This window comes from Helicobacter bilis (assembly GCF_900198365.1).
Classification (GTDB): Bacteria; Campylobacterota; Campylobacteria; order Campylobacterales; family Helicobacteraceae; genus Helicobacter_A; species Helicobacter_A bilis_B.
In genome coordinates, this window is sequence record NZ_FZMS01000042.1 from 1 (window position 1) to 12548 (window position 12548).

12 protein-coding genes are annotated in these 12548 nt (G+C 35.8%); 7 read left to right on the plus strand and 5 right to left on the minus strand.

All coding sequences use genetic code 11. The features are described from left to right. The 3 genes from C6H08_RS06395 to glmS all read left to right on the plus strand — a co-directional run. Positions 1-197, plus strand: a 197-nt coding sequence (locus tag C6H08_RS06395) for a hypothetical protein (RefSeq protein WP_199773192.1), incomplete at its 5' end; no start/stop codon positions are given. Positions 198-414: 217 nt separating this feature from the next. Continuing rightward, positions 415-507: a hypothetical protein gene (locus C6H08_RS12550; RefSeq protein ID WP_158656824.1), complete on the plus strand. Its 93-nt coding sequence runs from the start codon at positions 415-417 to the stop codon at positions 505-507. 513 nt (positions 508-1020) lie between these two features. Further along, on the plus strand, positions 1021-2817 hold the full coding sequence (glmS, locus tag C6H08_RS06400) for a glutamine--fructose-6-phosphate transaminase (isomerizing) (RefSeq protein WP_034580051.1): 1797 nt from the start codon (positions 1021-1023) through the stop codon (positions 2815-2817). A 348-nt stretch (positions 2818-3165) separates the two neighbouring features. On the opposite strand, the gene C6H08_RS06405 is transcribed toward glmS, so the two are convergent. Further along, a complete protein-coding gene (locus tag C6H08_RS06405; RefSeq protein ID WP_034562260.1) occupies positions 3166-4182 on the minus strand; it encodes a glycosyltransferase family 9 protein in 1017 nt (338 codons plus the stop codon). A 342-nt stretch (positions 4183-4524) separates the two neighbouring features. Between C6H08_RS06405 and C6H08_RS06410 the strand changes: the two genes are divergently transcribed. The 4 genes from C6H08_RS06410 to C6H08_RS06425 are packed head-to-tail and all read left to right on the plus strand — an operon-like array spanning position 4525 to position 9414. Next, positions 4525-5973, plus strand: coding sequence for an LLM class flavin-dependent oxidoreductase (locus C6H08_RS06410; RefSeq protein WP_034580050.1), 1449 nt, complete (start codon positions 4525-4527; stop codon positions 5971-5973). A 13-nt stretch (positions 5974-5986) separates the two neighbouring features. Further along, positions 5987-7270, plus strand: a complete 1284-nt coding sequence (locus tag C6H08_RS06415) for an MFS transporter (protein ID WP_034580049.1) — start codon at positions 5987-5989, stop codon at positions 7268-7270. 37 nt (positions 7271-7307) lie between these two features. Beyond that, a complete protein-coding gene (locus tag C6H08_RS06420) occupies positions 7308-8384 on the plus strand; it encodes an ATP-grasp domain-containing protein (RefSeq protein ID WP_034580048.1) in 1077 nt (358 codons plus the stop codon). Between the two features lie 10 nt (positions 8385-8394). Next, complete coding sequence (locus C6H08_RS06425; RefSeq protein ID WP_034580047.1) at positions 8395-9414, plus strand: LLM class flavin-dependent oxidoreductase; 1020 nt, start codon at positions 8395-8397, stop codon at positions 9412-9414. 246 nt (positions 9415-9660) lie between these two features. Here the strand turns inward: C6H08_RS06425 and acpS are convergent, their stop codons facing one another. The 4 genes from acpS to C6H08_RS06445 all read right to left on the minus strand — a co-directional run bounded on the left by acpS (position 9661) and on the right by C6H08_RS06445 (position 11985). Next, positions 9661-10194, minus strand: a complete 534-nt coding sequence (acpS, locus tag C6H08_RS06430) for a holo-ACP synthase (RefSeq protein ID WP_052100016.1) — start codon at positions 10192-10194, stop codon at positions 9661-9663. Positions 10195-10211: 17 nt separating this feature from the next. Continuing rightward, complete coding sequence (locus C6H08_RS06435; protein WP_034562249.1) at positions 10212-10625, minus strand: flagellar basal body-associated FliL family protein; 414 nt, start codon at positions 10623-10625, stop codon at positions 10212-10214. A gap of 66 nt (positions 10626-10691) precedes the next feature. Then, entirely contained in the window at positions 10692-11246 is a 555-nt protein-coding gene (locus tag C6H08_RS06440; protein WP_034580046.1) for a flagellar basal body-associated FliL family protein, read from the minus strand. A 10-nt stretch (positions 11247-11256) separates the two neighbouring features. Further along, positions 11257-11985 carry an RsmD family RNA methyltransferase gene (locus C6H08_RS06445; RefSeq protein WP_034562245.1) on the minus strand — a complete coding sequence of 243 codons (729 nt, stop codon included), beginning with the start codon at positions 11983-11985 and terminating at the stop codon, positions 11257-11259. Positions 11986-12548: the final 563 nt, after the last annotated feature.

The following is a 12548-nucleotide window of genomic DNA, read 5'->3' on the forward strand; positions in this document are numbered from 1 at the left end:
AAAACCCCCCCCCTCCCCAAAAACCGGGGAAAAAAAAAAAAAAAAAAAAACCAAAAAAAAAAAAAAAACCCCCCAAAAAAAAAAAAAAAGTGAAAATTAAACCTTCCCAAAAAAAACGAAAAAAAAAAAAAAAAAAATATAAAAAAAAAAAAGGACTAAATTTAAATAAAAGAAGAAAAAAAAAAAGAAAAGAATAAAAAATTAAAAAGGTATTTTTTTTTTTATTTTTTTTTAATTTTTTATGGTTTAAGGGGGGGGGGGGGTATTTTTCGCATAATTTGGGACTAATTTTGCTAGAATTAACGAATGAGTAAAAAATATTATCTTTAGCCCTAATTTTTTATATGGGCAATAAAAGTCGCTTAATTAGGTGTGGTTTAGTAAATATTTTTCCATATTCTAATTGGTACTTTTGTGGATATTTTTGCTGGTAGTGCAACTGTTGCGATGAATACTGAGGCAAAAACTTACATATTGAATGATATGGATGAAACTTTGCAAACATAACTATACAAATATTTGCTAGATTTACCAATGAGGATATAGTCGAGTATATCAAATCAAGAATTTTTAGAATTTGATTTACCTCAAAAAGCAACAGTTAGATGTTTTAGTGATAGGCAAGAGATTGAATATCGCAAAAAATCCTATCATCGTTTAGAGACGGCTTTAATAAAAAATAAAAATCCCCTTGACCTTTATACGCTCATGTTTTTTGCTTTTTCACAACAACTTAGAGTGAATAAAAAAGGTGATTTAACATGCCTTTTGGCAATAATTTTTTTCTCTCAAAAAAGAAAAAATATTGTTAATGGTTGTATTTTTTTCAAAAGATAATGTGAAAATATATAAGAAAGATTTTGTATATTTACTTGAAAGCATTGAGGTAGATGAGAGATTTTAGAATGTTGTTGCATTACATACAGCGAATATCTAAGCATTTAAAACCAATAGTCTATTAAAACAGAGTTGAAATAGATTGGGTAGTATTATAAAAATAATTATTATAGGGAGTTAGCAATGTGTGGTATCGTTGGATATATCGGTGATAGAGATAAAAAAAGTGTGATTTTAAATGGTTTAAAAGAGTTAGAGTATCGTGGGTATGATAGTGCTGGTATGGCGGTTTTGCAAAATGACAAGATTCAGTCTTTTCGTGCGGTGGGTAAGTTAGAGAATTTGAGTGAAAAATTACAAAGCATGTCGTTTGAGGGCTATGGACTAGCCATAGGGCATACGCGTTGGGCTACACATGGGAAGCCAACAGAATGCAACGCACACCCGCATAGTGGCACACAAAGTGCGATTATTCATAATGGAATCATTGAAAATTATAAGGAATTAAAAGAAGAGTTGCAAGCAAAAGGTGTGTGCTTTCAAAGTCAAACAGATACAGAAGCAATCGTGCATTTATTTGAATCTTATACGCAAACTCTCTCGCCAAAGGAAGCCTTTGAAGCAACGATTAAGCGACTACAAGGCTCTTTTGCAATTCTACTTATTACAAAACTAGATTCTAATAGAATCTTTTATGTGAAAAAGCACTCCCCGCTTCTAATCGGTTTTAATAAAGAAAAGCGAGATGAAGTCTTTTTTGCAAGTAGTGATGCCGCACTTATAGGGCTTATAGATAGTGTGATTTACCTTGATGATGGGGACTTTGGAAGTCTTAGTGTAGATGAGATAGGGGGGCTAAAATATGAGATAAAGCCCTTTAATGCGAATAAAGAGAAGGCACAAAAAGATGGCTATCGCTATTTTATGGAAAAAGAAATATATGAGCAAGAAAGCGTTTTGCTTGAGACAATGGTGGGGCGAGTGCGTGAAGGAGGTGTATGCTTAGATGAGCTAGATTCTAACTTTTTTAACGCCTTTAAAAGCATTGCGATTTGTGCGTGTGGGACGAGCTATCATAGTGCATTAGTCGGCAAATATCTCTTAGAGAGAAAGGCAAGAATCCGCACGACAACGCATATTGCAAGTGAGTTTCGCTATGCAAAGCCCATGCTAGAATCTGATGAACTTTTTATCGTTATCTCACAAAGTGGTGAGACTGCTGATACACTTCAAGCCCTAAAACTTGCAAAAGAAAAGGGATTAAAAACACTTGTAATATGCAATGTGGATAATAGCTCAATGGTGCGTTTAGCTGATTATTGTCTGCTTACAAGGGCTGGGACGGAAAAAGGCGTGGCAAGCACAAAGGCGTTTGCAACACAAGTTATGGTGCTATGGATTTTTTCTGTGTTGCTTGGGCATAAAAGGGGCTGTATAGATTCTATTGGCTTAAAGAGTGAGACAAGGGCTATGCTACATGCAAGAAGTGCTACACATATAAACCAGAATCTGCATGAAAAAATCAAACGATTATCAAAGCGATATTTGCATGGACATGGCTTTTTCTTTATTGGTAGAGATATTTTTTATCCACTCGCACTAGAGGGGGCATTGAAGCTAAAAGAGATTAGCTATCTACACGCAGAGGGCTATCCTAGCGGGGAGATGAAGCATGGTCCTATAGCCCTTGCTGATAGTGAGTTATTCACTCTTGCACTTATGCCTAAGAATTTATTATATGAAAAAAATAAAAGCAATGTAGAAGAACTCATTGCAAGAGATTCTACAATCTGTGCGATTAGCCCCATTGATTTTGAACTCGCTGATGATATAGTAAAGATTCCGCAATTTGAAAGCTATATGGAAGAGTTTTTCTCCATGATGGTTGTCTTGCAACTTTTAGCATTAGAGATAGCAGTGCGGCTTAATAATGATGTGGATATGCCACGAAATCTAGCTAAAAGCGTTACGGTTGAATGATTTTATACGGAATCTTTATAGAGATTCTGTGGTGTTTTGGTGTGGTTGTTAAGGTTTGTTTTGTAGTTTTTAAAGATTTATTGTCGTTTTGAATCTTATTTTATATTGAATCTGTTTTGGCTATTAAAGCTATATTTTAGATTCTGTTATTAAGCGCTTTTGTAATGCTATACTTAGAATCTTTTTAGAGATTCTATAAATTCTACTTGTATTTTAATCTAGCTTTGTATTGAATCTTTTTTGTATGTAGAATTGCATAAAGACTTAAAGAATCTAGAAAAATTTATGCTTTCTCTCGTAGGTTCTATGCTAAAACTTTTTTTAATAAAACATAACTACATTTTATTATTAATTATTAATATTTTCTTGCAATATATGCAATGTTTGTGTTATAGCCTGTTGTATATCATTTTCATTCATTTGCGTTTTTTCATAAGGTAAAATCACATATTGCTTACTCTTTGTCCCCCATTTCTTTGTGTCATACGCCGAAAATAAACCTATCGTTGGCACACCTAGATTTGAAGCAAGATGTATTGTGCCTGTGCTTGGACTAATGACATAATCCATTTCTTCTATCAATGCAGCAAGATTTAATATATCATCATCATTTTGAAAGATAATAAGATTTGAAATTTCTTGCTTAGTTTCATTTTTCCATGTAGATAGCGCTTCTAAAAAGTAGTCATGTATTTGTGGATAGGTAGCAATTACTGGGATACAATTTTGCATATTGCTGATATGGGCTATAATCTCTATGTAAGATTCTAAAGGAAGCGTATGTGTGGCTGTATGACTAAAGGGATTAATTAAAATGAGTTTAGAATTACCCCCCCTCGTTTTTGCATGGTTAGCAATAAAAGATTTTACCCTTTCTTTTTGTTCCTGTGTAGTTTTTACTTTCGCATTATTAAGACAGATTGTCTTTATTTTTGTGTCAAATAACTTTGGGTTTATCTTTCGCACATAGCTTAGACCCTGCTCATATCGTGTCATGTTGCGATACTTTGGTAAAAGATGCATTGGTATAGTCTTGCAACGCATGGAAAAGAGACTTGGTATCTTCGTGGTTGTGATAATTGTTTTAACATTGCTTGCTTGCAGGGGATAGAGATAACACCGCTTACAATTTGTAAGAATCGCATAATCAAGATTATATGAGTTAAATAAATCAATATGACTTGCAATATCACCTTGTATATCATGCACGAAATCCACAAAATCACAATGTAGTAATAGATTTTTCATAATCGCATTACCAAAGACAATCACTTCACAATTAAATATTGCTTTTAATACAAAAAGTGGCTCAAGTGCGAAAATATTATCACCTAAACCATAAAAATGTATATAACCAACTTTCATGTAATTTCCCTGCACTTAAACTTTTTGTATCATATTTTTAAAAGCAAGATTATAGCATAGTTACGAGTTTCTGGAATCTCTTATATCGATTTAGATTCTATGTCTTTGTATTATCAGCAGAGTTTTATAGCCTACTATTTATTACAATAAAATCAGTATAAAACTATATTTTATATAATTTTAATTATAAAAATGGCTATTTAATAATTATATATTATAGTTTATCTATCAAAAAAGTTTAAAAAATTGTAAAAAATTAAAATTACATATTGTATTTTTAAAAATTTACTGATATAATGCGTTTTATAAATCACAACACAAGATTCTAAAACGGAGAACAATATGGGATTAACAAAACAAATTAGCTTTAATGCTTTTGAGATGAATTGTATTTCGCATTTAAGTCCGGGGCTATGGCGATACCCTAACGATCAAGCCCTAAAATATAAAGACATTGAATATTGGCAAAATATCGCACAAATCGCTGAAAAAGGGCTGTTTGATGCGGTGTTTATCGCTGATGTTTTGGGCGTATATGATATTTATGGGGGCAATGATTGTGGGGCGTTAAAGACTGCCCTGCAAGTGCCTGTCAATGACCCTACACAACTTGCTGTCATCGGTGCTGGGGTTACCAAACATGTAGGTTTTGGGATTACTGCTGGTGTGCCTTTTGAGCATCCTTATCCATTTGCTAGACGCCTTAGCACACTCGATCATCTAACAAAAGGTAGAATCGGCTGGAATATCGTTACAGGCTATCTGCCAAGTGCCAATAAAAATATGGGCTCAAGTGAGCTGCCGCACAATGAACGCTACGATGTGGCTGATGAATATATGGAAGTGATTTATAAATTGCTAGAGGGGAGTTGGGAAGATTCTGCGGTGATTTTAGATAGAGAGAGTGGGGACTTTGCCGATCCTAGTAAGATTCATCACATAGGGCATCACGGCAAATATTTTGATGTCCCGGGTATTCATCTGTGTGAGCCAAGTATCCAACGCACACCGCTACTATTTCAAGCGGGGAATTCTACGCGTGGTAGGCAGTTTGCCGCTACTCACGCAGAAGCGATTTTCATCGCCCCTCCTACAAAAGAATACGCCAAAATCGCCGTAAAACAAGTGCGAGAAGCCCTAATCCAAGCAGGACGCGATCCATATAGTGCGAAAATCTACATTCTAGCTACAATCATCACTGATGAGAATGAGAATCTAGCACAAGCTAAGTATAACGATTTATTATCTTACTCTAGCAAGGAAGGCTCTTTAGTGATAAATTCTGGTTGGCTAGGCGTGGATTTAAGCCGCTATGACTTAGAAGATCCATTAAGCAACATTAAATCAAACGCCATGCTCGCACAAGTAGAAGCCTTGGATAACTCCACAACAGAATCTGGCAGGGAGTGGCGACTAAAAGACTTACTCAAGCTCACAGGGCTAGGCTGTCAAGGACCAAAGTTTGTAGGCTCACCTACGCAAGTCTGCGATATTTTGCAAGAAGTGATTGCTTATAGCGATGCTGATGGCTTTAATCTCGCATACACGACAACGCCCGGGAGCTTTGAAGATGTCGTGCGTTTCATCGTGCCAGAGCTTCAAAATCGCGGTGTGTATAAAAGAGAATACGCACAAGGCTCACTGCGGCATAAACTCTTTGGTAAGGGCGATAGGCTAGATTCTAGTCATATCGCTTCACGCTATCGTGTGGGCGGGGCTAAAAGCACGATAAACGACTTTGCGGGGACAGGGCGATTTAAACACAATAAGGAGCAAGACTATATTATATAGAAGGATTATGACAATGGTGTTATTTAAGAGGAATAGGTCTGAATTAGACATTTCAAAAACAAAGACAATCCATTCTGTCATTGCAGCAAGTAGCGGCAATCTTGTGGAATGGTTTGATTTTTATATTTATGCATTTGCGACACCTTATTTTGCGAGTAACTTTTCTGATGCACAATCCTCAGTTATACAACAAATATCTGTTTTTGGTGTGTTTGCCATTGGTTTTTTAATGCTTCCTATTGGCAGTATGGTTTTTGGGTCTATCGCTGATAAAATAGGACGTAAAAGCTCGATGATTTTTTCTATTGTTTTAATGGCTATAGGTTCGTTTTTGATAGCATTTTTGCCTGGCAAAAATATCATAGGAGATGCTGCAATTATCTTTTTACTTTTGGCAAGACTCTTACAGGGCTTTGCTGTTGGTGGAGAATATGGTATTGCAGCGGCTTATTTAAGTGAGGTGGCACCACATGGTAAAAGAGGATTTTATTCAAGTTTTCAGTATTTTACTCTTATTGGTGGTCAATTACTTGCTATAGCGAGTATTAGTTGTATGTTTTTATTTATCTCACATGAAGAAATGTCTGAGTGGGGATGGAGGGTATTGTTTTTCATTGGTGGTATGTTTGCCTTATTTAGTTTACTTATACGTTCGTTTATGAGTGACAATTCTGCAGAGGAACTAAAATGTCATGCAGATAGAGGTAGCTTTAAAGCATTATTAAAATCATATAAATCTGTATTGCTTGTTTTTGGTATTACCGCAGGATGCTCTCCAGCTTACTATATTATTACCACATACAGCAAGATATATATGATAAATAATGGCATTGATCCACAAATAGCTTCTAATATTATGCTAGGAGCAATTTTTATACTATTTATCTCTGTTCCATTTTTTGGAATATTGTCTGATAGAATAGGGTTAAAAACTTGTCTACTTGCATTCTGTATTTTTACTATTTTTGGTATCTATCCAGCTTTTATGGCAATGAAAACATTTACAAACCCTTTTGCGTTGTTCGCTATAATCGGATCCATGTGTTTTATGCTTGGATTATATAGTGCAGTGGCAGGTATTTTTAAGACTACACTTTTTCCACAACATATTCGTGCTCTTGGAACTGGGTTTAGTTATGCAGTTGCGGCAGCACTTTTTGGAGGAAGTGCAAATTATGTAGCTTTACAATTTAAGGAATACGGAGTTGAACAAGGTTTCTTTATTTATCTTGGCACATTAATGGTCATAGCAACCGTATGTGTTATTTTGATTCCAAAAAATAGAAATCTAGATTAACTCTGTTGTAATTAATCAAACTAAAAGGAGACATATTATGTTATATAACACGCTACAGGATGGAATTTATATTATCCATGAAAATAATGAGTGGATACCGCCTTTTAAGGAGGCATTTGATAGGGCTGGGGTTAATTTCAATGAAATCCTTCTCACACAAGGGGGCATTAGTTTAGATTCTATCCCACCGCAAGGGGTGTTTTGGAGTAGGCTTAGTGCCTCAAGTCATACGCGTGATAATGCCTTTTCTAAGGAATATGGTCGTGCGTTGTTAGCGTGGCTAGAAAGCTATGGGCGAAAAGTGATAAATGGCAGCTCTGTGCTAGAGCTTGAAGTCAGCAAGGTTAAACAGGCTTTACTTTTAGAATCTTTTTTTAAGTCTCAAGGCGTGGATTTTAAAACACCAAAAACACTTGCGGTATTTGGGAAAACTGATTTAATCAATGCGGCAAGTAGCTTTGCTAAGAATCTAAATCACAAGCCCTTTATCACAAAGCATAATCAAGGCGGCAAAGGCTTAGGTGTGCGACTTTTTGAAAATGTTGATGAGTTTAGGGGCTATGTGAAATCAGCTGAGTTTGAGCTACCCATTGATGGTATTACACTTTTACAAGAGTATGTAGAATCTAGGGAAGCTTTTATTACACGATGTGAGTTTATCGGCGGGAAGTTTCACTATGCGGTGCGAGTGGATACGAGTAATGGGGCTTTTGAGCTATGCCCTGCTGATGCGTGTCAAATAGATTCTTTAGATTCTAAACCGGATTCTAGTAGGGATTCTAAGTCGGCGGATTCTAAAGCAGAATCTACAAAGCGACCTGCTCTTGCTGGGGCAGCGTGTGAAGTGGGAGCTGGGGATAAATTTAGCCTAAGAAAAGAGATAGATTCTAAAAGCCCTATTGTGCGGTGTTTGGAGCAGTTTTTGGCACTGCATAATATCGCTGTGGCAGGGATTGAATTTATTGAAAGTGTGAGTGGGGATATTGTGGTCTATGATATAAACACAAACACAAATTATAACTCCACACTAGAATCTAAAATCCGCTCTAGTGGCGGAGTGGCGGCGGCGGATAGGTTAGTTAGCTTTTTAAAAGAGCAGTTTGACAAACAATAAAGGAGTGAAAATGAAGTTTGGATATTGGAGTCCGGTATTTGGCAGTTGGCTTAGGAATGTAGATGATGATAGCACACAGTGTTCTTGGGAGTATATCCGCGATTTAGCAATAAGGGCGGAGAATCTAGGCTATACGCTCACCCTTGTGCCAGAGCTGTATTTAAATGATATTAAAGGTGAGAAAGCCCCAGCCCTTGATGCGTGGGCTATTGCTAATGGTTTGGCGGCGGTTACACAAAGCATTGAGATTCTAGCGGCTTTGCGTCCGCAGTATCATCAAGTAGCACTCACGGCAAAGCAGATTGCTACCATTTCACAAATATGTAATGGGCGATTTTCTATCAATATGGTATCAGCGTGGTGGGAAGAGGAGGCTAGGCAGTATGGCATAAACTTTGACGCACACGATGATAGATATACGCTCACACACGAATACACCGATGTTTTGCGAGGATTTTGGAAGCAAAGCCCATTTCATCACAAGGGTAAATATTTTAGCTTTGAAAATTCCTATAATGAGCCAAAACCGCCTAAGATTCCGCTTGTGTATGCCGGAGGTGAGAGTGAGATAGGCAGAAATGCCATTACACAATTTGCGGATTTTTATCTCTTGCACGGCGGCACACTTGAAGAAGTGAGAGTGAAAATCGCTGATATGAAAGAGCGAAAGAAAAGAGCGGGATTGCCGCCATTTAAGGGCTTTGGTATGGCAGTGTATATGATTGTGCGTGATAGCGAAGAAGAGGCACAAAATGAGCTAAAGCGGATTACTACCATTAAAAATTACGCCGATTATGAAAACTCTTATAAGAATTTCACAGACAATTCACAGCTTGATGTAGAGATTAGCAAGCAGGAATATAGCGTGTCTAATCGTGGTTTGCGACCAAATCTAGTTGGCACACCCGAAAGTGTAGCACAAAAGATTAGAGCCTATAAAGAAGCAGGGCTAGATTTGCTTATCATTCAGTGTGCTAATATGCAAAAGGAGCTAGAATATATCGCTAAAAAGGTTATGCCCTTAGTGTGAGAGTGGAAGCATATTGATAGAAAATGCGTGAATGATCACCACTTTAGTCGTTGCAAAGAATTAGATTCTCTTGCTATGACTTATTATGTGATCTGTGTTTTTTAAAGTATATCAATGCCACTAATCACTTGAAGTATTGTTTTAAAATCTGGGTTGTAAAAGTTAGAATGCAGATTCTAAAAAGCTAAGGCTTGGCAAACTCACAAATATGGAAAACACCTAAAACATGCTTTTTAATTATAAACATCATGCCTCATTAAAAGTAATAACACACACAGCAATAACATTTAAGCAGTCATGACTCATGCTAATTGCAATTTTTTGTATTCTAAAATTATTATATTTATTTTCATGTAGGGCTAAGTGCGGCTTTCCATACATATCCTTATATATACATATATCATGAAATCCAAGCTCTTTGCCAATGCCAATACCAAGTGCTTTAGAACATGCCTCTTTTATCGCCCAAAATCCTGCTATTGTGTCAATCTTATATGATTCTATTGTGAAATTTGCTTGTAAATCATTGAAAATATCCTGCATTTGCGTGGTATATAAATCTAGGCTTTCTTGTGTGAAAAAATGTGTTTTAGTGGATATAAATTCATGAGACAAGCTTTTAGAATCTTTATTATATAGCACTAGTTTCTCTTTATTTTTATAAGCAAGTAACATCTCACTTGGTAGTAAAAAACGCTCTAAAAAGCCCAAGCCAAACTTTGCAATGGCATTTTTTATGCGTGATGTGGCAATAATATCTGCGCCAATTTCAAGATTCATAATGAAGCTATATTATATTAAGGCTGGATTACAAAGTCTGGGAAGACAAAGCCTACTATGCTGCTATCTGTCAAAACTGCATTCACACTCGCAGTAAGTGTTGCAGCAAGTTTTTGTTTGCCTTGTGCGCCTTGCAAGTCTGTCTTCATAAAGCCACTCACAGTATCAACGACAACGGAACGCACAATATCAATCTTTACATCAAGCTCTTTAGCCGCCGACTTATCGCTCATAATAATTGTCGCATTAAACTTAGCATAGCCAGCAGTGCGTAAATCATCTGGATTTGATGGCTTTAACATCATCACAAACTCTTTTTCAATCGGATATAAATCCTTTGCATTGCGATACACGCCATAATAGGCATTATCATCAGCATACGCGACATTAAAACCAAACATACACAATAACATAAACAATATATGCTTCATAATTTTCCTTATACATTGTATAAGATTCTAAGAATCTTTTAATCTAACAATTCTAGCCTTGAAAACCTAAGGCTGTATAATAAAATCTGGGAATACAACTGCTGCTACCTTGCCATCTGTAAGCACGGAATTAAGACTTGCCGTAATCGCATTAGCAAGTTTTTGCCTACCTTGCGCACTTTGCAACTCGGTAGCAAGATAAGCACTCGTAGCATCAGCGATAACACCTCTTACAATGTCAATCTTTGCCTCCACTTCTTTGACTGCATTTTTATCGGCAAGTAAAAGTGTAGCACTAAACTTCGCAAAACCCGCAACACGCATATTTTCTGGATCTGGTGACTTTAGATTGATAATAAAAGGTTTCTCTAAAGGTGTGATAGCAACAGGATTTTTGTATGCTTCATTTTGCAATAATGCTTGCTGCTCTGGCGTTAGATTTGCGATTTGTGGTGGTGGCGCTGCATTGCCCCCACCATGATCGCCCTCTTCATCGCCACCCATAAAAAGAAACACAACTACACCAACGAGTATAAGCACCGCAACAACCACACTTACAATGATAAAAATAAGTCCTTTGCCCTTTTTTTCTTCTGTGGCTGGTTTTTCTTCTTCTGCCATGTTTGCTCCTTTATTTTGTAAAATACATCAAAGTCGTCTGTCCAAACTTACTTTTTTTCACAAGCTGAAATATCCCTATTTGCGTATCAAGCTGGATATTACTCATACTTTCAATGACTATCATATCGACTTTTTGCGTAAAATTTTCATCAAAAGATTCTATAAAATGCCAAATCTTTGTATAAATATCCCCAAAACCTTCTCGACATGCAAAGGGTGGGTCCATATATAATACAAATTGATTTGTTTGCATTGTGGAATTTAAAGCTGGAATTATATCATTTTTTACTTGAAAATCTGTGTTTTTTACAAAATTCATTATAGAATCCTGTGATTGCAGACAATCTTTATAGTGTGCATTTATGCTAAAAGGCGTGGTTATAGAATCGTTTGTGTCTCTATGATAGTTCTTATGTTTCTGCCAAAATAGACTGATATTTTCACATAGATTCTTAAAAGCCCCCATGTTTTTCTCAAAAAATACAGCCGAGCTAGCCCCAAGAGATAAGGCTTCAAAGCCCATTTGACCACTCCCTGCAAAGCACTCAACAAAGACTTTATTATAAAGGTTATGTTGCATGGTATCAAAAAAGGACTTTTTCACAAGGGCTTTTGTAGGTCGTGTTATATCATTAGATTCTAAAAAAAGTCCTAAACCTTTGTATTGTCCCCTATTAATCATAAATTTTTCTTTCTTATTTTGTGTGCGGTTTTGCTTTGCTTTGTTTTGCTTACGCATATTTTTCCTTGTAGTAACTTGTTTTGGGGGGTTTTTATGGAATTTTAATTTGTAATCTTAGCATAATTTAGAACACAAGTTTTTATGATTCTTGTGAAGCAGTGCAATACAAAAGCAGACTTACATAAGCCCTTATGAATCTTATAATTATGAATAATGGGCGAAATCCCTACAAAAACCCTTATAAGTTTTACACGGTATGACAAATATTATAATGTATTTTTTAGATCAATAGGATTTCTGCAATATAAAATCCATTCTATATAGTCATGATATAAAAATTTCAATATTCGCAATAAAATGTCAAGTAGTCATTACATTTTATGTAGTTTTTTACTTAAAGTAACGATAATATGGTAATCTTTAATTATTTTCGTTTTTTTTGATTTTAATTTTTGTTTCAGTTTGCTTGATATAGAATTTATTCAGTTTCTATTTTGACAACAATAAGGCAAATAGAAACTCATTATAATCTACATAAAAGGGGGCATTATGAAAAACAATATGTGTAGTGTGAAATCTCACTCTCTAAACTTAGAGAGTGAGTTGCAAATAGTTTGTTT